The organism is Bacillus sp. UNCCL81 (genome assembly GCF_900112535.1).
Classification (GTDB): domain Bacteria; phylum Bacillota; class Bacilli; order Bacillales; family Bacillaceae_G; genus Gottfriedia; species Gottfriedia luciferensis_B.
Genome location: NZ_FOMF01000013.1, coordinates 51,724 through 76,154, shown reverse-complemented (window position 1 = coordinate 76,154; position 24,431 = coordinate 51,724). Strand labels below are relative to the sequence as shown.

At 35.0% G+C, this 24,431-nt stretch carries 22 protein-coding genes and 1 other annotated feature; of the genes, 1 reads left to right on the top strand and 21 read right to left on the bottom strand.

Annotation, left to right across the window (positions count from 1 at the left end):
• Nucleotides 1-252: 252 nt before the first annotated feature.
• The 4 genes from BM319_RS21355 to spoIIQ all read right to left on the bottom strand — a co-directional run bounded on the left by BM319_RS21355 (nucleotide 253) and on the right by spoIIQ (nucleotide 4,639).
• The gene (locus BM319_RS21355) at nucleotides 253-1,584 is read right to left on the bottom strand and encodes a UDP-glucose dehydrogenase family protein (protein WP_353615548.1); all 1,332 of its coding nucleotides are present in this window, start codon (nucleotides 1,582-1,584) and stop codon (nucleotides 253-255) included.
• A gap of 553 nt (nucleotides 1,585-2,137) precedes the next feature.
• The gene (locus tag BM319_RS21350) at nucleotides 2,138-3,139 is read right to left on the bottom strand and encodes a rod shape-determining protein (RefSeq protein WP_025569003.1); all 1,002 of its coding nucleotides are present in this window, start codon (nucleotides 3,137-3,139) and stop codon (nucleotides 2,138-2,140) included.
• 156 nt (nucleotides 3,140-3,295) lie between these two features.
• Nucleotides 3,296-3,565, bottom strand: coding sequence for a sporulation transcriptional regulator SpoIIID (gene spoIIID, locus BM319_RS21345; protein ID WP_025569002.1), 270 nt, complete (start codon nucleotides 3,563-3,565; stop codon nucleotides 3,296-3,298).
• A 279-nt stretch (nucleotides 3,566-3,844) separates the two neighbouring features.
• Nucleotides 3,845-4,639: a stage II sporulation protein SpoIIQ gene (spoIIQ, locus tag BM319_RS21340; RefSeq protein ID WP_025569000.1), complete on the bottom strand. Its 795-nt coding sequence runs from the start codon at nucleotides 4,637-4,639 to the stop codon at nucleotides 3,845-3,847.
• A 333-nt stretch (nucleotides 4,640-4,972) separates the two neighbouring features.
• Nucleotides 4,973-5,268, top strand: a binding site (T-box leader).
• Between the two features lie 52 nt (nucleotides 5,269-5,320).
• Here spoIIQ and BM319_RS21335 point away from each other — a divergent pair.
• A complete protein-coding gene (locus BM319_RS21335; protein ID WP_091024595.1) occupies nucleotides 5,321-6,940 on the top strand; it encodes a peptide ABC transporter substrate-binding protein in 1,620 nt (539 codons plus the stop codon).
• A gap of 273 nt (nucleotides 6,941-7,213) precedes the next feature.
• Here the strand turns inward: BM319_RS21335 and spoIID are convergent, their stop codons facing one another.
• From spoIID to BM319_RS21250, 17 genes are all read right to left on the bottom strand, one after another.
• Nucleotides 7,214-8,227, bottom strand: coding sequence for a stage II sporulation protein D (gene spoIID, locus BM319_RS21330; RefSeq protein WP_069033746.1), 1,014 nt, complete (start codon nucleotides 8,225-8,227; stop codon nucleotides 7,214-7,216).
• Between the two features lie 278 nt (nucleotides 8,228-8,505).
• Entirely contained in the window at nucleotides 8,506-9,810 is a 1,305-nt protein-coding gene (gene murA, locus BM319_RS21325; protein ID WP_025568969.1) for a UDP-N-acetylglucosamine 1-carboxyvinyltransferase, read from the bottom strand.
• A gap of 32 nt (nucleotides 9,811-9,842) precedes the next feature.
• Nucleotides 9,843-10,562 carry a YwmB family TATA-box binding protein gene (locus BM319_RS21320; RefSeq protein WP_025568970.1) on the bottom strand — a complete coding sequence of 240 codons (720 nt, stop codon included), beginning with the start codon at nucleotides 10,560-10,562 and terminating at the stop codon, nucleotides 9,843-9,845.
• Nucleotides 10,563-10,642: 80 nt separating this feature from the next.
• The gene (locus tag BM319_RS21315) at nucleotides 10,643-10,879 is read right to left on the bottom strand and encodes a DUF1146 family protein (protein ID WP_025568971.1); all 237 of its coding nucleotides are present in this window, start codon (nucleotides 10,877-10,879) and stop codon (nucleotides 10,643-10,645) included.
• Nucleotides 10,880-11,056: 177 nt separating this feature from the next.
• On the bottom strand, nucleotides 11,057-12,553 hold the full coding sequence (gene nuoN / locus BM319_RS21310; RefSeq protein ID WP_091024593.1) for an NADH-quinone oxidoreductase subunit NuoN: 1,497 nt from the start codon (nucleotides 12,551-12,553) through the stop codon (nucleotides 11,057-11,059).
• A 3-nt stretch (nucleotides 12,554-12,556) separates the two neighbouring features.
• Nucleotides 12,557-14,065, bottom strand: a complete 1,509-nt coding sequence (locus BM319_RS21305; protein WP_091024590.1) for a complex I subunit 4 family protein — start codon at nucleotides 14,063-14,065, stop codon at nucleotides 12,557-12,559.
• The gene (gene nuoL / locus BM319_RS21300; protein WP_025568975.1) at nucleotides 14,062-15,918 is read right to left on the bottom strand and encodes an NADH-quinone oxidoreductase subunit L; all 1,857 of its coding nucleotides are present in this window, start codon (nucleotides 15,916-15,918) and stop codon (nucleotides 14,062-14,064) included. Before nuoL ends, BM319_RS21305 begins: the two co-directional genes overlap by 4 nt.
• 17 nt (nucleotides 15,919-15,935) lie before the next feature.
• Nucleotides 15,936-16,250 carry an NADH-quinone oxidoreductase subunit NuoK gene (nuoK, locus tag BM319_RS21295; protein ID WP_025568976.1) on the bottom strand — a complete coding sequence of 105 codons (315 nt, stop codon included), beginning with the start codon at nucleotides 16,248-16,250 and terminating at the stop codon, nucleotides 15,936-15,938.
• Nucleotides 16,247-16,765, bottom strand: coding sequence for an NADH-quinone oxidoreductase subunit J (locus tag BM319_RS21290; protein WP_069033743.1), 519 nt, complete (start codon nucleotides 16,763-16,765; stop codon nucleotides 16,247-16,249). The genes nuoK and BM319_RS21290 overlap by 4 nt, the downstream gene beginning before the upstream one ends.
• On the bottom strand, nucleotides 16,762-17,181 hold the full coding sequence (gene nuoI / locus BM319_RS21285; RefSeq protein WP_025568978.1) for an NADH-quinone oxidoreductase subunit NuoI: 420 nt from the start codon (nucleotides 17,179-17,181) through the stop codon (nucleotides 16,762-16,764). The genes BM319_RS21290 and nuoI overlap by 4 nt, the downstream gene beginning before the upstream one ends.
• 31 nt (nucleotides 17,182-17,212) lie before the next feature.
• The gene (gene nuoH / locus BM319_RS21280; protein WP_025671809.1) at nucleotides 17,213-18,214 is read right to left on the bottom strand and encodes an NADH-quinone oxidoreductase subunit NuoH; all 1,002 of its coding nucleotides are present in this window, start codon (nucleotides 18,212-18,214) and stop codon (nucleotides 17,213-17,215) included.
• A complete protein-coding gene (locus tag BM319_RS21275) occupies nucleotides 18,214-19,314 on the bottom strand; it encodes an NADH-quinone oxidoreductase subunit D (RefSeq protein WP_025568980.1) in 1,101 nt (366 codons plus the stop codon). Before BM319_RS21275 ends, nuoH begins: the two co-directional genes overlap by 1 nt.
• An 8-nt stretch (nucleotides 19,315-19,322) precedes the next feature.
• Nucleotides 19,323-20,651, bottom strand: coding sequence for an NADH-quinone oxidoreductase subunit C (locus BM319_RS21270; protein ID WP_091024588.1), 1,329 nt, complete (start codon nucleotides 20,649-20,651; stop codon nucleotides 19,323-19,325).
• Nucleotides 20,648-21,166 (bottom strand): NuoB/complex I 20 kDa subunit family protein, encoded by a 519-nt coding sequence (locus tag BM319_RS21265; RefSeq protein WP_056469321.1) that lies wholly within the window; start codon nucleotides 21,164-21,166, stop codon nucleotides 20,648-20,650. The genes BM319_RS21270 and BM319_RS21265 overlap by 4 nt, the downstream gene beginning before the upstream one ends.
• The gene (locus BM319_RS21260; RefSeq protein WP_056469320.1) at nucleotides 21,157-21,525 is read right to left on the bottom strand and encodes an NADH-quinone oxidoreductase subunit A; all 369 of its coding nucleotides are present in this window, start codon (nucleotides 21,523-21,525) and stop codon (nucleotides 21,157-21,159) included. Before BM319_RS21260 ends, BM319_RS21265 begins: the two co-directional genes overlap by 10 nt.
• A gap of 385 nt (nucleotides 21,526-21,910) precedes the next feature.
• Nucleotides 21,911-23,692 (bottom strand): DHA2 family efflux MFS transporter permease subunit, encoded by a 1,782-nt coding sequence (locus BM319_RS21255; RefSeq protein ID WP_025568610.1) that lies wholly within the window; start codon nucleotides 23,690-23,692, stop codon nucleotides 21,911-21,913.
• Nucleotides 23,693-23,704: 12 nt separating this feature from the next.
• Complete coding sequence (locus BM319_RS21250) at nucleotides 23,705-24,349, bottom strand: HlyD family secretion protein (protein ID WP_483295418.1); 645 nt, start codon at nucleotides 24,347-24,349, stop codon at nucleotides 23,705-23,707.
• Between the last annotated feature and the right edge of the window lie 82 nt (nucleotides 24,350-24,431).

Here is a 24,431-nt window from a genome sequence, read left to right as displayed (position 1 = left end):
AATCATGGCTTATTATTCTTATACTTTTTCCAAAATATTTCATTTAATGTATTGTTTTCTATGTGGTTTATTTTGCATACAAAAAAAGGCTGTCTCATGAGACACCCCGCTTCACTTTTGTTATAAGAATTTTTTTCATCTAGGTTGCTCGACCTCCGAAGTACCTTGACATATCCAAGCAACTTAAGAGCCCAACTCCTATTAAAAAGTCATAGATTTTTCAGTTCAAAAGAGACCTAACTTTATTTATATTTATTTACTAATAAGCTGTGGAATCGGATTCACTGGTTTTCGACCGATTGAGTAATAGTGGATATTCTTTTTTTGCATTTTAGTCAATTCAAAACAATTACGTCCATCAATTACTAACGGAAGCTTCATAAGCTCCTCATATAATTGGAGATCGGTTTCTACGATTTCTCTCCATTCAGTCAAAATTAATGTAGCCTCTTTATCATGAATAGCTTCCTTCACATTAACTGAATAATTTATGGAATCTCCAAATACTTTTCTTAATTCAGGTAAGGCATATGGATCATATACTGTTATTTTAGTACCTTCTCTGATGAATTGATTAATTAAATCGATAGAAGGCGCATGTCGAATATCATTTGTATTTGGTTTAAAGCTAACTCCTAGAATTGCAATTTCTTTATTTTTTAAATTTCCAAAAAGAGATTTTGTTAATTCGAAAAGTTTTATTTTTTGTTGATTATTAATTGTAATAACAGATTTTAATAGTTTTAAGTCTACACCTACTAGCTCAGCTTCTTTTACTAAAGCAGTCGTATCCTTTGGGAAACAAGATCCGCCATATCCAATTCCAGCTTTTAAAAACTTTGAACCGATTCGGTGGTCTAGCCCGATACCCTGAGCAACATGATCAACATTAGCATCTAATTTTTCACAGATCATGGCAATTTCATTAATAAAACTTATTTTAGTCGCTAAAAATGCATTAGATGCATACTTAATCATTTCCGCACTTCTTGCATCTGTTGTATAAATAGCCGTATTAAATGGTTTATATAATTCCTTTACTAATTCTGTTGCACTTTGACTTTCGGAACCAATGACAATTCGATCACCATTAAATAGATCGTATAGTGCAGAACCTTCTCTTAAAAATTCAGGATTTGATACGATATCAATCGTTAAATGTCGAGGGGCATTTTCCAACATTATTCTCTTAACTGCCTCATTCGTTCCAACTGGAACAGTGCTTTTAATAACAACTGTAAGATTTTTTTTAGCATTAATTGCGATTTCTTTCGCAACGCTTTTTAAATAGTGCAAATTTGCTGTTCCATCTGGAAGTTCTGGTGTACCGACAGCAATGAATATGATATCTGTATGGCTATAAGCATCTTTGAAATTTGTTGTAAACTCAATTTTATTAAGGAAAATATTTTCTAATAACGCTTCTTTCAAACCCGGTTCAAAAATAGGACAAATTCCTTTTTGCAGTAATTCAATTTTTTCAACATCAATATCAACACATGTCACTTTGTAACCAACTGAAGCAAATGAAACTCCTGTAGTAAGACCAACATATCCCGTACCAGCAACAACTATATGCATCATGGTTCATCCCCATCCTATACAATTAATCAGTAAAGATAAAAAAACTTTAACTCTGCCTAAAGTGAAGATTAATTTAAGCTTTAATATTTACTTTTAATTGCAAATTCAGTTTTGATTTTTATAGGTCTACTGCCTTTTAAAGAGATAAAATCTCTACTTATCTTGAAGTTCGATCATCATTTACACCAGTTAAATTAACTATCTACCAATCAACCCTTTTTGATTTTCTTTAGATCAAGTCCCAAGTTAAACTAGAGGAGCGTTTTACATTATTTTTAAGATGTTGGAGTTTTAAGTATTAAATCATATGTACTGGTTACCTAGATAATCCACGTTTTACAATTACTTAATTTAAACTTTAAATGGAGCGTTTTAAACTTTGATACTTTCCTTTTCTCTATTCCAACTTTGACTACCTTCTTGTTCATCTTAACTTTACAAAACCTAAACATTATTCTTACAAAGATAACTGCTCCTAATAAATTCCAAACAAAAAAATCCCAAGCTCTATATGCTTGAGATTTCAGTGTGTATCAATATAGCTTGAGATTTTTTATTTTAAGTAACGACTTGGAATTTTATCAATATTTTCTAACATAATTCCAGTACCTACTGCAACACATTGCATTGGATCTTCAGCGATGAAAACAGGTACTTTTAATTCTTCAGCAAGTAAAATATCTATTCCATGAAGTAATGCTCCGCCACCAGTAAGAATAACTCCACGATCAATAATATCAGCTGATAATTCAGGTGGTGTACGCTCTAATACTGTTTTTGCAGCTTGTACGATTAAGTAAACTGGTTCACTTAATGCTCTTTGAATTTCATCAGATTGTACAGTAATTGTACGAGGTAATCCAGTTACCATATCACGTCCACGGATATCGATTGATTCATTTCTTGCACCAGGGAAAACAGTACCTACTTCAATTTTAATTTGCTCTGCAGTACGCTCTCCAATTAGCAGTTTGTATTCACGCTTGATATAGTTTAAAATCTCCATATCAAACTTGTCCCCTGCCATTTTAATTGAAGAGGCGGTGACGATATCTCCCATCGATAAGACTGCGACATCGGTTGTCCCACCGCCAATATCAATTACCATGTTACCACTTGGTTGGAATATATCCATTCCAGCACCGATTGCAGCAACCTTTGGCTCTTCTTCAAGATAAACTTGTTTACCGCCGCTCTTTTCAGCAGCTTCACGAATTGCTTTTTGTTCAACAGATGTAATGTTTGTTGGACAACAAATCAAAATACGCGGCTTTGACATGAATCCCTTTACATCTAATTTATTTATAAAATGACGTAGCATTGCCTCAGTAATATCAAAGTCAGCAATTACACCGTCTTTAAGTGGACGAATTGCTACGATATTACCAGGTGTACGACCTACCATGCGGCTTGCTTCTTCCCCTACTGCTAATACTTTACCGCTACTACGCTCTATTGCTACTACAGAAGGTTCGTTTAATACGATTCCCTTACCTTTAACATGTATTAAGACATTGGCTGTACCAAGATCTATTCCGATATCCTTAGAAAACATTCCTTTTGGCTCCTCCTTATTCACTATACTCATGAGCAGTTCCCCGAATACGTTCCATACCAAAATATAATTTTACCATAAAGAACTACTTTTAGTAATTAATATTTGTGAACAGGAGGTTAAATATTTCTAATTTTGTTTTCAAGGCTCAGAAACCTATTTAGTTACTTTCTCAACGTCTTCTTTTTGATACTTTTGCTTTGTAGCCTCTCCACCGCGTAAATGACGAATTGATTTGTGATAATCCAAAATTTCCTTTACTTCATTTGCCAAATCTGGATTGATTTCCGGTAGGCGTTCTGTTAAATCTTTGTGTACTGTACTTTTTGACACTCCAAACTCTTTAGCTATTACACGAACTGTTTTCTTCGTCTCCACGATATATTTCCCAATCTTGATCGTTCTCTCTTTGATGTAATCGTGCACACTACTCTCCTCCTCTAAATGGATGTGAGAAGCGTGAAATGAGACTCGTTTTGACTGACTAAGCTGCTCTTTTTCCTGCTCTGACTGACCTGCTGAGGTACATTTATTTTGACTAGGTAGAAAATCCACGATTCCTCACCTCAAACACCTCTTTGATGGGTTTATAACATTGTATTAGCAAAGGTGTCTAACTATGCACAATTATCAGAAAAAAACAAGTGCCCAACACATATGGGGTATGATTCCCACGTGTTAGGCACTTTGTGAATTGCTTAATTATTATTGTTGAATTTTATTTCCATCTGAATCAGTATTAGAAGAACCTTCTTCATTGTCATCTGATACATTACCAGAAGTATTCATTGTATTAGATTCTTTTGTTTCGCTTTTGGTATTTACAGAACTAATAATTGACGAAACATCTTGTCCTTGATATTTCTCTGGATTAATTGCTACACCATCTTTACGTAATTCATAATGAACATGAATGCCATTTTCTTTGCCAATTAAAGCTGTTCCAGCTGTACCAAGAACTTGTCCTTGTGAAACTTTTGTACCTGGCTCAACACTTACAGATTTTAAGCTTTGGTAATATGAAACTAATCCGTTACCACTTTCTACTACAACTACATAACCTAGCTCAGCATCTTTTTGAGCTTTTGTAACAGTACCACTTAGCGCTGCAGTCACATCAAATTCTTTTCCACTTTTATCAACTAAATCCATACCAGTGTTGATCGTGAAAGTATTATTATCCATTTGGATTAATGATGCTTGTTGCTCATCTTTTGAAGCAGAGTCATCATAATAGTGACTTTTAACTTGAACTGTTGCATCCTTTGAAACTGGGTACGTTAATTTTTCTTCTGGCTGTGAAGCTGGAATTGCTTCAGGCTCTCTCGTATCAACTGTAGTTCCAGTTTTTGTTGGAGTTGGAGCATTACTGTATTGATACCATAACGCACCTGTCAAAATTACTGCCGCACTCACTAAATAAATTGCTGGTACTACCCAACGCTTTCTTAACATTTTAATAACTTTTTGAGAAGTTTTTTTGTTTTGTTCCTCTCTCATCCTTATCACCTCTGCAATCATTGTCAACAGATTTCTGGAATTATATACGCAATTTAGAAAATTTTAGTTCGACAAAATTCTTATTTTTCCACACAATTTCAAACTAATTCACACTAATCCACAAAATACTTGAACAATATTAACAAATGAAAGCGATTTATCCACAATTTCAAAAGGTTTATACACAATATTTGTGGATAAGTTAATAAATCTCATTATGAAGTTAATAAAATATTTTTCTTGCATTTTTCTTTTTTACAAAATATAATCACACTACAAGCTTGTACGATGTATTAAAAACTTAAACTTAAAAATTATTTCAGTCATTATATATTTTTTGCGATGATGAAGAAGAGTAGATTATATGAAAGTTTCAGAGAGCTGACGGTTGGTGTAAGTCAGTACGGACATATTTTTGAATGGGCTTCTGAGCACCCAAACCGAACCATTTATTTATGCAGTAGGCTTTGGCGGACGTCTCACCGATAAAAGAGACAGGTATTAAAAACTCATGTTTCGATACTGCTTTTTGTCACAAGGTAGTTCAATTCATTTGTTTTGATACTGCAAAGTGAGTCTAATCGTTTTAGGCTAATTAAGGTGGCACCACGGGAGTCCTCGTCCTTTCTATAAGGCGGGGACTCTTTTTTTGTACCCAAAAATAAGGAGAGAAAAAATAAAATGATATTTACTAAGAAAACTTTCATATCAATTACTTTATTACTCACATTGGCACTAGCAGGCTGTGGACAACAATCAAATCAGGCAACTTCGAAGTCAAATGATCACACGCTACATTTAATGGATACTTCAGATATAGTAAGTCTTGATAGTTCACTAGCTTTAGATGGACCATCATTGAACGCACTTAATAGCGTAATGGAAGGTCTTTATATGCCAAATGAAAAAGGAGATTACGTTCCCGCTGCTGCATTATCACATAAAGTTAGTACGGATGGTAAAGTCTATACATTTACTTTAAGAGATGCTAAATATTCAAATGGAGACCCAGTAACAGCAAAAGATTTTGTTTTTGCAATGAAACGAGCTGTTGATCCAAATACTAAAGCTCAGTTTGCATACGATTTATATGATATTGAAAATGCAAAAGAAATTAACCAAGGAAAGTTATCTGTGGATAAACTCGGGGTAACTGCACTAGACGATAAAACATTACAAATTAAACTTGAACGCCCTATTCCATATTTCATTCAACTGACTAGTTTACCGATGTTCTTCCCGTTAAATGAAAAATTCGTTAAGGAGCAAGGTAGCAAATATGGTTTAGAAGCAAATACAACTTTATATAACGGTCCTTACGTTGTAAGTAAATGGGATCATGAAGCTGGATTCACAATGACAAAAAATCCACAATACTATGATAAAAAGAATGTCCATGTAAATAAAATTGACGTTAAAATCATGAAAGAAACAACAACTGCAGTTAATCTCTATGAAACTGGTGAACTTGACCAAGCGATTATTGATTCTAATGTTATCGATCGTTATAAAGGTAATAAAGAATTAAACAAATTAGCTATGCCAATTATCTCTTACATTAGCTTTAATCAAAAAAATCCATTTTTAGCAAATCTAAAAGCGCGTAAGGCAATCGCAAATGGCTTTAATAAAGAGGACATTAGTACAACGCTATTAAACGATGGTTCTATTCCTACTGATCGAATTATTCCTAAAGGTTTAGTAAAAAACTCAAAAGGCGTCGACTTTGTTAGCTCAACGTCTCATCCTTCTACAGTAAGTTTAGAGGAGGCTAAATCACTCTTTAAAGAAGCTTTATCTGAAAGTGGTAAATCAAAAGCTACAATTTCATTACTTGTAAGTGATAACAATACATCGCGTAAAATCGGTGAATATTTAAAATCACAATTAGAAACAAATTTAAAAGGTCTAACAGTTAATATTGTCGTACAGCCTGCACAACAAAAATTCGAATTGCGTCAGCAAGGAAACTATGATCTCTCTCTAGATACATGGGGTGCTGATTATCCAGATCCAACGACATATTTAGAGCTATTTACATCTAAATCGGCTTTAAATGTATTAAATTATAAAAACTCTCAATATGATGGATTTATTCAAAAAGCAAATACAATCAGCTTACAAAACGAAAAAGAACGTACTCAGCTCCTTCATAATGCTGAAGATCTTTTACTAGATGATGCTGCGATTGCTCCAGTTTACCAAGCTGGCTATGTATACTTGCAAAAATCAAATGTAAAAAACATAAAGGTACGTCCATTTGTTGGGTATTTTTATTATAAATATGCTCAAAAGCAGTAAGAGATAAGAAAAGAAGTGGAAATGTAGTGTAATCTTCTGTATCGTAAGGAACTGAAATTGAACCTGCATGTTGCAAATAACACTAGTATTTCTGCTATTAACTTCTTAATTTCCAAAGGTAAATACTTTATTTAACCAAAAAACACTCTAAATGGACGAATATTAGTTCAATTTAGAGTGTTTTTAAGTTATTTTCTTCTTTTCATATAATACCAATAGTAGCGGTTATACAAAAAAAAAGACCTAAATTAGGTCTGTCTTAATGTACCGTACTTAAAGCTTCTCCAGTTGATCATAATCCTTCTTACTAAGCTTCTTTATGTTGATACCCTTATAATAATACTTAACGATCTCAGCGTATGTTTTTCCTTGTTTAGCAAGCTCATTTGCTCCGTATTGACTCATACCTACTCCATGGCCAAAACCTTTTGTTGTAATGATGATTTCATTACCTGAACGCTCCCAAGAAAAATCTGTTGAACGTAGGTCTAGTTTTTCTCTAATTTCTTTCCCTGAAAGAGTTTTTTTACCAAACGCCACTTGTTCTACACGTTTACCTTTTGTTCTCGAAGTGACTTTCCCTATGTCTGACTTATTAATTTTTACATTAAGTTTCTTTTCAAAATCACTTATTGTAAATGATTTTTTTGATATATAGTCTGGAGCAACAGAATCCCAAGGACTCGGTACGCTTTTCAAATATGGTACACTATTTTTCCAATATTCTTCGGAGTTTTCTGTGTATCCATTGCTTGTGGAGAAGAATGAAGCAGTTATAGGTTGTCCATTGTAAGTTAGTATTTGTCCTTCAGTGGCTTTGACAGCTTTTTCAATTTTAGCTATATTTTTATCGTATTCAGCGCCATATCTTTTCTTCAGGTCATCACGATCCTGAAAGACTTGAAAGTTAACTGAATCATCAACAATTCCACCCTCATCAAGCGGTTTTCCTTCTTTCAATCGTTTGATGATAAATGTTCTTGCACTTAAACTTTGTGCTTTTAGTGCTTCTGTTTCAAATTTTGCTGGCATTTCTGATGCTACTACTCCTAATACGTATTCCTCGAGTGGTAGTTTTTCAACTTTTTGTGTTTTTGTTCTAAAAACTTCAATACTTAGATTGTCATTTTTGTTCGCTGCTGCGACTTGGTTTGCTTTTTTCTGTAGCTGATCAACCAATCTACCATCTGTATGGCTATGAAATGGTAGAACAAGCAATGTAGGGATAATAATAACGACTGAGCAAGTAGTTAATCCTGCAGTGATTAATGTTTTAAATGACTTCATATTTTCCTCCTATCCATTTCAAAACAACTTTAAATGACAATTTCCAACTAATTGCCCTTTCTAAAGATAATTTATGTATATGGACAAGCATTTAGAACAAATAATAGATTGATTCCAAATTAGATTCTTTTAACAAAATGTATTATTTTTTTTTATTTTTAGAATATTTTATAAGGTTTCTGTCTATAACTGATAGTAGAAAGTTGCATGAAAATGCAAAAATGCCCGACTCTATGTGGGGTAACACAAAGTGCCAGGCATTTGAATTAGTTTTTAGTTTACGCTTGTAAATCTTTTAGTGTTTCTTCCTCTACAGCTGTGCTTGGTTCGTTTACACGTTCAATGTCCGCTCCAAGTGCAGCAAGCTTTTCATGGAAATTTACATAACCACGATCTAAATGTTTTAATTCAGTAACACGAGTATATCCATCTACAACAAGACCAGCAAGGATAAGTGATGCAGCAGCACGTAAATCCGTAGCAGCTACTTCTGCTCCTTGAAGATCATTTGGTCCATGAATAATAGTTGATCGACCTTCAATTTTAATATTTGCATTCATGCGTCGGAATTCTTCCACATGCATAAAACGATTTTCGAATACTGTTTCAGTAATCATGCCTGTTCCATTAGCTTTTAATAGAAGTGCCATCATTTGTGATTGCATATCTGTTGGGAAGCCTGGATGAGGCATTGTTTTGATGTCTACAGGTTTTAAATTGTCTGTACCAATTACACGAAGACCTTCTTCCTCTTCGATAATTGTTACTCCCATTTCACGCATTTTCGCTACAACTGAGCTTAAATGTTCTGGAACCGCATTTTCAATTAGTACGTTTCCATTCGTAATTGCTGCTGCTACCATAAATGTTCCAGCTTCAATACGGTCTGGAATAATGTGATGAGTTGTACCAAATAATGTTGGTACACCTTCAATTCGAATAGTGCCTGTTCCAGCACCACGAACTTTACCACCCATTGCATTAATGAAATTTGCTAAGTCAACAATTTCAGGTTCTTTTGCAGCATTTTCAAGAATTGTTGTTCCTTCTGCAAGTGCTGCTGCAGACATAATATTTTCTGTTGCACCTACGCTTGGGAAATCTAAATAGATTTTAGCTCCTTTTAAACGACCGTTTGATTTTGCTTCTACAAAACCATTACCAACCGTAATTTGAGCTCCCATCGCTTCAAATCCTTTTAAGTGCTGTTCAATTGGTCTAGATCCAATCGCACATCCACCTGGTAACGCTACACGTGCATGACCATTTCTTGCTAAAAGTGGTCCCATTACAAGAATAGATGCTCGCATTTTACGAACATATTCAAATGGTGCTTCAACATGTAAATCCTTTGAAGCATCAACTGTTACTGTATTATTTTTGAACCCAACCTCTGTATTTAAATTACGAAGAACTTCGTTAATCGTGTAAACGTCAGATAGAGTTGGTACGTCATGAATTATATTTTTTCCTTCACTAGCTAGTAGCGCTGCAGCAAGAACTGGTAAGACAGCATTTTTTGCACCCTCTACACGAACTGTGCCTTGAAGCTGTTTCCCGCCACGGACAATGATTTTATCCAAACTTTTCCCCTCCGTGTCCTAAAATAGATCTATCAATATTCTACTGTTATAATCGGTGTGCCAATAATAATTGTCGTTGATTTATCAACATTGTTTTCACGTATTGCAATTTGTAAATTAATTTTTTTGCCATTTGCAACCAGAGCGTCATTCCACTGTTCAGTATATGCTGAAACAGAGACGAATGCCCCTTCTTTTATTTCTTCAATTTTTGTTGCTTTAAAAGTCCCCAAAAAATCATTTTTTATACCCTGCAAAACACCTTCAAGTTTACCACCCATTGTCCCCTTTATACAAGTAAAAAAAGTAGGTTCTTTACTAAAAATATTTTCCAATGAGTTCTTGATCAGTTTATTTGTTTCTTTTTCAGCATGCTGGTCCCATTTAGTCCCACTAAGTTCATAAATTACATAGCTGCTGTTATTGCCAGTAGATGTAACAACGATTCTTTCTGTGACCAATTTATGGTTAAACGTACCAATTATTTTATTACCATTGTCAGTTTTCGTCCACTTAAAATTTTTAAAATCATTTTTATATTTACTGATTATTTTGGACACCGAAGTATTCATTTTAGCTTCTCTTGCGTATAAATTCCAACTTGTAACCGAAATGTCTTTTTTATTTAATACGTCTGCAAAACGGTTCAATTGGCCTACACCAGTGTCAGCCATACCGATCTTACCCCAATTAAAAAATAGTGCAGAAGCAAAAGTAATAGTAATTAAAAATAAGTACATAGTCTTTTTCATAAATAATCCCCTCTCTTACTTCCATTTTTCACAGGTAGAGAGGGGTTTATACGATACATCGTAACATACTTTTTGACAAATTATTTCAATAAATATGTAATGTTTTTTGTATATTGAAGATAGTCTAAGAAAAAACTACTTACAGCAGAGGAAATTGTAATCGTCAATAGCACCATAAAAAGTCGAATTTGGGCGACATGACCTTTTTTCATAATACTCTCCCACTTAATGGCGGTTAAAGCCCACCAAGTTAAAATAATGAAAAATAAATGGACAATTATTGCTAATAACGCTTCTGTCCCAACTAAAGCTTCCAATTTTTCGTCCTCTTTTCGCTCGATTTTTATAGAAAAACTTTCAGATTGCCTAGTTGCATTTTTAGCTTATGTTTTTTTAGTACAAGCAATTTCAAACAGTCTGAAAAACTAATTTTATACTTTTTCTACAAATTAAAAAGTGTAGGAATCAACCTACACTTTTAATTTAAATATATTTTACGCCATAAAGAAGTCTTTCACAATGTCTAGCTTATGAAATACATCTAATGCTAATGATGGTTTAATCCCCAATACAATTGTTAAAACAGCACAAACCAATACAACGAATAGATGTGTCTTAGGAAGTACAATTTTACGTTCTTCACCACTTCTAAAGAAAATATTTTGAAGGATGCCAAAATAGTAAAAATAAGATACTACTGTAGTTAAAAGTAGAATTCCACCTAATACATAATATCCTTTAACTTGCACGAAAGCCCCCAAGAAAATATTTAACTTCCCTATAAACCCTGCAGTTAATGGAATACCTGCTAGCGATAACACAAATATTGTCATTGTAATCGCTAAAAATGGATTCGTTTTAATTAACCCTGCAAATGATGATAAAGAGTCAGATCCCCTTTGTTGTTGTACATTGTAGACAATTGTTAAAATACCGATTGTCATGAATGTATAAGCTAATAAATAGAACCAGATTCCCTCAAACATGAATGGCGAAATACTTACAAATGCAACTAGAACATAACCACCGTGTGCAATACCTGAGTAAGCAAGTATACGCTTTAGACTGTTTTGTTTTAAAGCAATTGTATTACCAATAATCATCGATAACGCAGCCAATGTAGCAACAACTGGTTGCATTACTTCAAAAACAGATTTTTGTTCCTTCATCAATAATGCACCCGTGAAAATTGCTAAGAAGATGCGAAGTACGATAATAAACCCACCTGTTTTTGAAACTGTTGCTAAAAATGCTGTTACAGGGGTTGGAGCACCTTCATATACATCTGGAGCCCACATATGGAACGGAACAGACGCAAGTTTAAATGATAATCCAACAAATACTAGCACAAATGCTAAGATCATTAGAAATCCATTACTGCTCGGAATTCCTTGTTGAAGTGCCAAATTCATTTCAGTAATATTTGTTGTACCTGTTAAGCCATAAGTATAGCTTAGTCCGAATAATGTTATTGCAGTTGAAATACCGCCGTTAATTACATACTTGAGTGCAGCCTCAGAAGAGCCTTCTCTTCTCTTTTGAATGCCAACTAGAATATAAGATGAAATCGAAAGTTGCTCTAATCCAACAAATAATGTGATTAAATCACTACTTGAAGCCATATACATTGCTCCAATTAACGCTGTAATAAACAATGTGTAGTATTCTGAGCGCTCCGCAATCGATTTATCTCCAAGAGCAAGTAATAAAACTAAGATTGCTCCTATTAATAAAATCGTTTTAAAGAGAAGCCCAAATGAATCAAATTTAAATGATCCCGCTAATAGGCTTATTGGTTTATGTGAATAAAGCGTAATTAACCATACTAGTGATCCAACAACGCTTAGTAAACCAACCCAACCGACTATTTTACGACTCGCATTTTTAGGTAGTAAGAGTTCAAGGATTAATAGAAGAAGCGCAGCAGCTACTAGAATAATCTCAGGACCCATTGTTCCCCATTGAAATTCAGATAATGCTTTCCATGTCATCTTCTATACACCTCTAATCCCTTGAATGATAAAATCCACTGATGAAACAATCATATCGTTTACGAAAGCCGGGTACACACCAAGCAGGACAATCGCAAATACTAAAATAACTGAAGCGATTGCTTCACGTTTTGACAAATCAGTGAATGATGAAATAAATTCACTACTTTTACCGAAGCTTAATTGTAAAATTGCTCTTAAAATATAAGCTGCAGTTAAGATGATTCCTAACGTACCTACAGTTGCAATTGCTTTATGAGATTGGAAAAGACCAACAAATGATAGCCATTCTCCTACGAAACCTGATAGACCTGGTAATCCTAGCGATGCCATACCGCCAAAAAGTAATAAGCCGGCAAGTCTTGGAGTTGATTTTGAAAGACCAGAAATACGGTCAAAACTAGTAGTATCACCTCGGTTTTCTAACATGCCAACTATTAAAAATAGAAGTGCTGCAATTAAACCGTGAGATACAGATTGTAAAATTGCTCCTTGAATTCCAGCGCTATTCATTGCTGCTAATCCAATAATAACAATCCCCATGTGTGAGAAACTTGAATAGGCCAATACAGAACGTAATTCCTTTTGGATTAAAGCAATATAAGCCCCGTAAAGTAAATTAATTACACCAATAATCGCAAGAGCCGTCGACATTTTTTCAAATTGCTCTGGGAAAATCCCTAAAGCAAAACGAATTAAACCGTAAGTTCCAATTTTTAATAGGATACCAGCGTGAATGATTACTACAGCAGGATTTGCTTGAGTATGAACATTCACCATCCATCGATGGAACGGGAATAATGGTAGTTTGATTGCAAATGCAATTAATAAACAAATTAATAGAACCATTTTTAAATGCTCTGAAATTGGACTAATTGTTTGTTGTCCCATTGGAATGATATTAGCTAAAACTTCATAATTTGTTGTACCTGTGCGAGCAAATAGGACAGCAATAACAAATAATAAAAATGCTGATCCTAATCCGTTATAAATTAAGAATTGGTATCCAGCACGTTCACTATCAAATCGGCCCCATTTGCCAATTAAGAAGAACATTGGAACTAGCGTTAATTCAAAGAATAAGAAGAATAACACTAAGTTCTGAGCTGCAAATACCCCAAACATACCTACTTGTAAAATAAATAGAAGTTGATAGAAGCCTTTTGAGCCTTTATTAATAGAGTAACCTGCTATTACAGCGATTAAGGAGATAATACCAGTAAGTAAAATCATCACTAATGATAGACCGTCTACTCCAAGCTCAAACTTAACTTGAAACAATCTAGTTGATCCAGCGAAAAATTTTCCAAATGAAAACCAATCATATGAAATATTCCAATCTTTTAAACTAGAATGGTTTTGACCTGCTACATAAGCTAGTATAGTAACTGCAAATGATAAAACCGAAGTCAATAATGCCCAAAGCTTATAAGAATTCTTTGGAGCAAAAGAAACTAGTAATAATCCCAATAAAGGTGAGAAAACAACCCATAATAAGAAATGAGACATCATAAGTTGTACCCCCCTGTCACAACGATTGCTAATAAAATTAGGGCAAGACCAAGTAATGTGATAAATCCATAAGTTTGAACTTGACCACTTTGAAGCCTTGAACCAATTCCACCGACACTACTTACAATTCCTTTTACTAGAACTGCAAGCCCTTCAATTACAAAACGCTCAATAGCAAACATTACATGTCCAATTGCAAACATTCCTTTTACGATTGAACCGTTATATAATTCGTCAATATAATATTTATTAAGAAGAATTTCATAGAATAATCCATTTTCTTCATGTTTAGTTTGCTGCACTTTTCTTCCATACATATTGTAAGCAAGCGTAATACCAGATAAAGAAACAAGCGTTGCTACGATCATAATCCAAACCGGTTCATGACTATGCTCTGCAATTGTAAATGGTGCTCCATCTAATAAAAACTCATTTAAGTGACGACCAAAGAAAGGTGTATTAATATAACCTGCGAATATTGCAAGGATCCCTAATAGTGACATTGGAAGGACCATTGACATTGGTGACTCGTGCGCACCTTTTGTCTTCTCTTCTCCAGTGAATACTAAGAAAAATAATCGGAACATATAGAAAGAAGTAAAGAATGCCGCAATTAAAGCTACTACGAATAAAACGTAATTTCCATTTTCCCAAGTTGCAGCTAAAATCTCATCCTTACTAAAGAAACCAGATAATAACGGTACACCTGTAATAGCTAATGTACCAATTAAGAATAGTGTAGATGTCCATTTCATTTTCTGACGCAATCCACCCATTTTAAAGATGTCTTGAGTGTGTACGGCATGAATAACACTACCTGCAGCTAAGAATAACAATGCTTTAAAAAACGCATGAGTTGTTAAGTGGAAAATGCTTGCTGTATAACCACCTACACCTAATGCAAGCATCATATAGCCTAATTGACTGACAGTAGAGTATGCTAGTACTCGCTTAATATCTCTTTGCACAAGACCAATACTAGCTGCAAAGATCGCAGTAAATCCTCCGACAATCGCAACTACCGTTAAAGCTGTACCACTAGCGATAAAGATTGGATAAGTTGTTGCTACTAAGTAAACACCGGCAGCTACCATTGTTGCTGCGTGAATTAATGCAGAAACAGGTGTTGGACCTTCCATCGCATCAGGAAGCCATGTATGAAGCGGGAACTGACCTGATTTACCCATTGCCCCTACGAAAATCAAGATCGCAATAAGTGTTAACATACCAGTACTCACTTGTCCACCTTGGATTACATTGAAAATTTGATCGAAATCAAAGCTCTTTGTTTTCCAAAATAAAAGTACCATCCCGATAAATAAACCAACGTCCCCTATTCTAGTCATAATGAACGCCTTTTTAGCCGCTGCTTTTGCTTCCTCTTTATAAAAGTAGAAACCAACAAGTAAAAATGAACCTAAACCTACTAACTCCCAGAATACATAAAGTTGTAGAATGCTAGGTGAAATGACAAGTGCTAACATCGCAAATGTAAATAAGCCTAAGTATGCGAAGAACACTGTAATTCGGTCATCCTCTTCCATATATGCTGTTGAATAAATATGTACTAATGTACTAACAAACGTAACGATTACTAACATTAACGAATTTAGTGCATTTACTACATATCCAACGTGAATATCGATATTTCCAATTGTTAACCAAGTGTATAGTTTCTGCACTGTATCCCCTTGTAGACGGTCAAATAAGACGAACAAGGAGATGATGAATGAGATTCCTGTTAAAGTTGCTCCTAAAATCCCACTACCTTTCTTTCCTTTTGTACCAGCTAATATTAGGATTAGAAAGGAAATTAGCGGAAGTACCGGAACAAGCCAAGCATACTGCATCATCAAATTCCACCTCCTATTTATCTTTTCAATGAATCAGCTTCATCGATATTGACTGTCTGACGATGACGATACCATGCAATTAGAATTGCCACGCCCACTGCAGCTTCAGCCGCTGCAACTGAAATCGTAAATAATGAAAAAATTTGCCCTGTTAACGACGGTGCTACCCCAAGCTTACTAAATGCTACTAAATTAATATTTGCGGCATTTAACATTAACTCAATACAAATTAACACGATTACTGTATTTCGTTTTGTTAATGCACCATATAATCCGATACAAAATAATATTAGCGCTAAAAGAAGATAAGCATTAATTGGAACTGAACTCATTCCTTCGTACCCTCCTCTTTTGAATCATCTGATTTTGCTAAAATGATCGCACCTACTAAAGCAATTAGTAATAAAACAGACATTACTTCAAATGGCACGATATGATTTGTAAATAATTGTAATCCAATATTTTTCGTATTATTTGTTGCTAAATCAACATCTGATTCGTCGATTGAAAGTCCATTTACACCTAAAAACATAACGACTCCAAATGCAACAATACCGATTAATGCCGCAATATTTCTCCAATTTCTTTTTGGTTTTTCACTTTCAATATCATGTTTCGTTAACATGATTCCAAAAATCATTAAGATTGTTACTGCACCTGAATAAATAAGAATTTGAACAACAGCTACAAATTCAGCTGATAGAAGGACATAAATCCCAGCAATACTAATAAATGTTAATACAAGTGAAAGCATCATATGCATAACTTTCGTTGAGTTTAACATCATTACGCCACCTAAAATGGCTGATAAAGAAAGAAGAAAGAAAGCAACTACAAAACCACTCATGCTTTATTCTCCTTTCGAATGTTTTGATCGTTTTCATCAAGCCATTGAAGGTCTTTAAACAATTCATCACGTGAATATTCAGCAAGTTCAAAGTTATTTGTCATAATAATCGCTTCTGTTGGACAAACTTCTGTACATAAATCACATAGAATGCAAATTTCGAAATTTATATCGTATGTGTCGATAATTTTTCCTTTTTTCGTAGGATCAGGATGTTTTTTTCCAGTTAATGTAATACAGTCTGTTGGACAAATTGCTGAACATTGATTACAAACAATACATTTTTCTGGATAAAACTTTTGAATTCCACGAAAACGATCTGGTAACGGAATCGGCTGATTTGGATAATCATACGTCACTTTCTCGCGCGTTAAATTTTGAAGAGTATATTTTAAACCTTTTACTAACCCAATCATGACTCACACCCCTTTAGATTGGTCTATTTGTTTAGAAGAACAAGCTTTTTACTAATGCAGTTATTAAAATATTAGCTAATGAAACTGGTAATAATACCTTCCAACCGAACTCCATTAATTGGTCAGCACGTAAACGTGGGAACGTTACACGGAACCAAATTAATAAATATAAAATTACACTAAATTTTAAAGAGAACCACACAGCTCCAGGAATAAAGTCTAGACCCGCAATTGGTTTCCATCCGCCTAAAAATAGAATCGTAATTAACGAACACATTGCAAAAAAGTAAACATACTCTGAAAGCATAAAGAATGCCCAACGGAATCCTGAAAACTCTGTATGATACCCTGCTACAAGCTCTGACTCAGCCTCTGGTAAGTCAAAAGGTGTACGGTTTAATTCAGCTACAGCTGCAATTAAGAAAACGATAAAAGCAATCGGCTGAGTTACAATGAACCATACATTATCTTGTGCATTAACAATATCATTTAAATTCAAGCTTCCAGTTAATAAAATAACACCTAATACGCTCATTACTAACGGAATTTCATATGAAATCATCTGTGCTGCTGCACGCATACCACCAATAAGTGAGTATTTGTTATTTGAAGCCCAACCCGCTGTGACAACACCAACTGTTGTTAATCCTGAAACAGCAATATAGTAAAGTAATCCAACACCTATATCAGCAAACTGTAAGTTCTCTGTGAAAGGTAGAGTTGCTAATACCATAAACGCTGGTGCAAATGCGATGATCGGTGCAAGTATAAATAATGGTTTGTCTGCCGCTTTCGGAATTGTATCTTCTTTTAAAAGTAGTTTTAATACGTCAGCAACAGTTTGAAGTAAACCATATCGTCCACCAACTTGGTTAGGTCCAATACGCCCTTGCATGAAACCCATTACTTTACGTTCTGATAGGATTCCAAATGTTACGAAACCTAAAACTACAAATAGAAAAATAACGCCTAAACCTAAATAGATGAGAAAATTTATCCAAGACGGTGTACTTTGTAGAAGATTTTCTATCATTATCCGTCTACCTCCCCAAGTACAATATCAATACCACCTAAAATAGTAATTAAGTTTGCGATGTTTTCACCTTTTAATAACTTTGGAAGAATTTGCAGGTTATAAAAAGATGGTCGTCTAAACTTCAAACGATACGGCTCTTTTTTTCCATCACTTGCAATATAGCAACCAATTTCTCCACGCGGTGACTCAATTCTAACGTATCCTTCACCTTTTGGGGCTTTGATGATTTTAGGAACTTTTGCTAAAATATCACCTTCAGCAGGAAATTGTTCAACAGCTTGTTCTAAAATCTTTAATGACTCTTCAATTTCTAGCATTCTGCACATATATCGATCCCATGCATCGCCAACTGTTCCCACTGGGACATCGAAATCAAAGCGATCGTAAATAGAGTATGGAGCATCTTTTCGTAGATCATATTTAACACCAGTACAACGAAGATTTGCACCACTTAATGAAAAATTAATTGCATCTTCTTGTGAATATGCACCAATACCTTTTACACGATTAATAAAGATTTCATTACCGGAAACTAAATCGTGATATCCTTTTAATTGCTCTCTCATATAAGGAATAAATTCTTTTACTTTTTCAATCCAACCTTCAGGAGCATCCCACTTAACCCCACCAACACGCATGTAGTTAAAAGTCAATCTCGCTCCACAAAGTTCGTTTAATAGATTGATAATCATTTCACGCTCACGGAAAGCATAAAGGAATGGACTTACTGCCCCAATATCTAGAAGGTTTGTACCCCACCAAACTAAGTGACTAGCAACGCGCCCTAATTCCATTGAAATAACGCGTAGATACTCTGCGCGATCTGGAACTTTAATATCCATCATTGTTTCAACAGCGTGACAGATAACATAGTTATTTGTCATTGCTGATAGATAATCCATACGGTCTGTATATGGAATAATCTGTGTATATTGAAGATTTTCAGCGATTTTCTCTGTACCACGGTGTAGATAACCGATGACAGGTGTCGCTTCTTTAATGATCTCTCCATCAATCTTTAACACAAGACGAAATACACCGTGTGTACTTGGATGCTGAGGTCCGACATTTAATAGCATTTCTTCCGTACGAATCATGGCTTATCCTACACCCCCTCGTCAAATTGAACGTAATCTTTTCTTAGTGGATAGCCAACCCAATTATCTGGCAGCAATATACGCTCCAACTTTGGATGTCCTTCAAACTGAATACCAAGTAAGTCGTAAGTCTCACGCTCTGGCCAGTTTGCACCTTCCCATATTGGAGTAATACTATCAACAATAGGTTGTTCACGGTCTGCTCTTACTTTTAAAGCGATTCCATGTTTACGTTCATATGAATATATGTAAGAGTAAACTTCCATGTACTCAACAAAATCAGTTCCGTGTAATCCAGATAAATAAGTAAATTGTAGCTGTTCATTACTCTTTAAGAACTGTGCTACTTTAAAATAAGCATCCCTTTTAATTGTAAAAGTTGGATCATGTTTAGAAAGCGTATTAATAATTGCTTCCTCAATAACATCCGCTCCAAACTCTTTTTCAATCAGTGCCTTTACTTCATCTAACAAAGATTGATTATGAGAAGGTTTTACTTCTTCAACTGGAGCCTCTTTACCACCGTCTGTTTTACCTTTTGCCTTTGCCGCTGCTGCTGCTTTTGCCTTCGCAATTGCAATCGCCTTCGCTTTTGCTTTTGCCGCTTCATCGTCTGAACCAGCAGTGTCTTCTCCACCCGCTGCTTTTTGTTTTGCCAATGCCGCTGCCTTTGCTTTTGCTGCCGCTACTGCTTTTGCCTTTGCTGCTGCAATTGCTTTCGCTTTTTCATCATCTGCACCTTCTGTTGGACCTTCTCCACCTTCTGCTGCTTTTTGCTTTGCTAATGCCGCTGCCTTTGCTTTTGCTGCCGCTACTGCTTTTGCCTTCGCCGCTGCTAAGGCCTTTGCCTTATCTTCATCAGAAGCCGCCTCTTGCTCTTCTGCTTGAGCCTGTTCGCCTGATTCCGCTGCTTTTTGTTTCGCAATTGCTGCTGCCTTTGCTTTTGCTGCTGCTACTGCTTTTGCCTTCGCCGCTGCTAAAGCCTTTGCCTTATCTTCATCAGAAGGCTCCTCTGACTCTTCTGCTTCAGTCTGTTCGCTTGCTTCTGCTGCTTTTTGTTTTGCGATTGCTGCCGCCTTTGCCTTCGCCGCTGCCACTGCTTTTGCTTTCGCTAGTGCAAGTGCTTTCGCTTTTTCATCTTCTGAAGCTGGTTCCTCTTGTTTAACTTCATTTTCAACAGTAGGCTCCTCAACTACAGGTACTTCTTCTTTTTGAACTTCAGTATTTTTTGCAGCTTCCTTTTCTGCCTTCAACTGTTCCATTTTTCGTCGAGCCGCTTCTTTAGCCCTCTCAGCTGCTTCTTTCTTTAACTGTTCTTTTGACTTATCTTCACTCACTTATTCGTCACCTGCTTTCCAGTTTTAGCTTCGTAACGAATCTTCTCTTTCAATTTGTTAATACCATAAATTAAAGCTGCTGGATTCGGAGGGCATCCAGGGATATACACGTCCACAGGAACAATCTGGTCCACTCCTTTAACAACTGCATACGAGTTAACATATGGTCCACCAGCAGTTGCACATGAGCCCATCGCAATTACCCATTTTGGTTCAGGCATTTGATCGTATAAGCGTTTAACAATTGGCGCCATCTTTTTCGTAACAGTTCCAGAAACAATCATACAGTCAGATTGACGAGGAGAAGTACGGAAAAATGATCCAAATCGGTCTAAGTCATAATGAGATGAACCTACACCCATCATTTCAATTGCACAACAAGCTAACCCGAATGTTAATGGCCACAACGAGTTACTTCTTGCCCATGCCTTCACTTCTTCCAAAGTCGTGAAAAAAATATTCTTTTGGAGTTCTTCCATTTCAGCAACAGAAATCCCATCTAACTTCATAACCATTTCAACACCTTCTTCTTCCAAGCATAAATAAGTCCAAGTAATAGCATAAGAATAAAAATAATCATCTCTACAAAAGCAAAAAGCCCTAATTGATCATATGCAACCGCCCACGGATATAAGAAAACAGTTTCAACATCAAAAATAACGAATAATAGTGCAAAAATGTAATATCCAGCGTGGAAACGAACCTTCGCATCATGAAATGGTTCAATACCACTTTCGTAGGTCGTTGCTTTTGCTTCAGTTGGTACATTCGGTCTTAAAATTTTACCTATTACCGAGAGTGCGACAACTGGAAGTGCAATTCCTATAACTAGAAACACAACTACGATCACATAATTATTTAAATAAGCATTCACGAAACTTGTCCCTCCTCTAACTACAGAGCTCTACATTATATACTTATTATAAATATAATGTATTTTTCATTAATTTTTACTATTCAGTTTTGTAATCGTATCCATTATAACAAATGTGACAAAAACGTGTCGATATTTATTGCCATTAATCTGAAAATTGAATGATATAGTTGGAAAATAAATTCCATTATTCTTAATTTATCTTATATGTATGTCGTTCTAATAAATTTCTAATCTTTCAATTGTCATTACCAGTTACTAAAATTGTATATCAGTATAAGAGTTATCCACAAATCCACAGAAAGTTATTCACAATTCCCACAAGTTAAAATATAGTGATAATTGTCGAAAAAAAAACCAGTTCAATACATGAACTGGCTCTTTTTTAAGATGCAATCGTTTCTGAAGATTGCTGTTTATTTTGATTTTTAGATTTAGATTTAGGTTGTGCAATCTTTCTGCTCTTTGTACTTCCCATAAAGAATGAAAGCACTAATGCTATACCTGATAATACAGTTGCAAAAATAAATGCATCATTGATCCCATTGATAGATGCTAATTTAGACGCCTGGCTATAAAGGGTTGTAACTGCTAAAGCCCCACCTTGAGAAGGCGTTACTCCAGCTGCGCCAGCTAACTGTGCGCCTGTTTGATGAACCCAATCCATAATGAAAGAATTCGTTGAAGTTACTTCATTTGAAAAGTCAGCCATGTGGTTTGTCGTTTGAGTCGTCATGATTGTAACAAGGACTGCTGTACCTACCGAACCTGCAACTTGTCGTAGTGTATTTTGAGTTGCAGTACCATGCGAAATCATCTTAAGTGGTAACTTATTTAAACCAGCCGTCATAATTGGCATCATAATAAATGACATACCGAATGAACGTAAAGTATAGAAAAACATAATTTTTAAATACGGTGTATCAATAGACAATTTAGTGAACTCATAAGTTGTAAATGTCATAATAAGTAAACCAAAAATGGCTAAAGGACGGATACCATATTTATCAAACAATTTACCCGTAAGTGGCCCGAGCGCACCCATTATCAATGAGCCAGGAAGCAATAATAATCCTGCTCTAATTGGTGTAAACCCACGAATGTTTTGTAAATAAAGAGGTAATAAAATCATCCCCCCGTATAAAGCAGTCGTAACAATTAAGTTAATTAATAATGTGTAAGTAAACGAGAAAGATTTAAATACTTTTAAATTTATTAAAGGTTGTTTAGCAGTTAATTCTCTCCACACAAATAAACCTAAACTGATACAGGCAATTACTAAAGAAAGAACTACTTCAGTGCTACCCCAACCTTTATTACCAGCTTCACTGAATCCATATAATAAACTTCCAAACCCAAGTGACGAGCTTATTACTCCCCAAATATCCAAAGTTGGGAATGAACGTTTACGTGAAATGTGAAACCAAGCATTAGACAAAATAATTGAAATGACACCTAACACTGCCATCCCGTAGAATAAGAAATGCCAAGAATAATCTTGAACTACATAACCAGTTATTGTAGGACCAATAGCTGGCGCTAGAATCATTGCAATCCCCATTAATCCCATTGCTGCCCCACGTTTTTCAGGCGGGAAGATCGTCATAAAGATATTCATACCAAGTGGCATTAAAATACCTGCCCCGACAGCCTGAACTACGCGACCTGCCATCATAATTGGGAAGTTTCCTGATAAAGCACAAATAATTGAACCTATTGTAAAGGCAATCATTGAAAAGATAAATAATTTTCGATAAGTGAATGTATCAACTAAGTAAGCACTGACTGGAATTAAAATACCATTCACTAACATAAAACCAGTAGATAACCATTGTGCGGTCGAAGTCGTTACATTAAAATCTGCCATCAACTTAGGTAAAGCAACATTTATTAATGTCTGATTTAAAATAGACACGAACATTCCTAGTAATAGTACTGTCAAAACTTTTCCCATGCTAAAGCTCTGTTTTTCACTTGACTCAGATGGGATTGATTTCTTTTGAATTTCTTCAGTTTTTTCTATTTTATTCGGTTCTTCCGATTGGACCATTTCTTCTCTTTTATCTATTTTTAGGTCATTTTCTTTATTTCTTAATACGATTCGATTAATAATAAAGAAAACAATTAAGCAAAACCCTCCATATGCTATGATCATTCCTGTAGACATAGAAATTCCTCCTTACTTATGGATACGAACAGAAGCATTCATTCCTGGAACAATTTCAAATGACTTATTATGATCTAAAGCAATTCTTACAGGTACAACCTGCTCAACTTTCGTATAGTTTGCATTAGAGTTTCCAGAAGGTAATAAACTAAATGTATTTGCAGTTGTTAATCCAACAAATTCAACAGTACCTGTTAAAGTAGTATCTGGATATGCGTCAACATACACATCAACCACTTGACCTTTTTTCACATCTTCTACTTCAGTTTCTTTAATATTTGCAGTAACCCAAAGGTTATCTAAGTTATATGCATAACCAAGAGTTGAACCTGTTCCAACCAATTGATCTTTAATTGCATTTGCTTGAACAATCGTAGCATTTGTTGGTACTGAAACTGATACTTCATGTGCAGTATCTCCAGCAGTTTGAGGCGCAGTTAAAACTTTCCCGATTGATTCATTTGGTGAAAATGTTTTTCCGAAAGTACCTGACCATGACTCAAGCTTACCAGCAGCAGGAGATGAAATAACAATTTGTTGCCCATCTATTTTTGCATTATCAGTTTTGATATAATTTGTTGATTGATCATAATAGTAATAACCAGCAAATCCACCAGCAACTAATATGATTAAAGTAATTATGTTAACAAACACCATTTTCTTCATGTTCCCCATAAATAAAATTCCTCCTAAATTTTTAATCGTTTCTCTATATAGGTAACAAAAGTAAAGCAACACA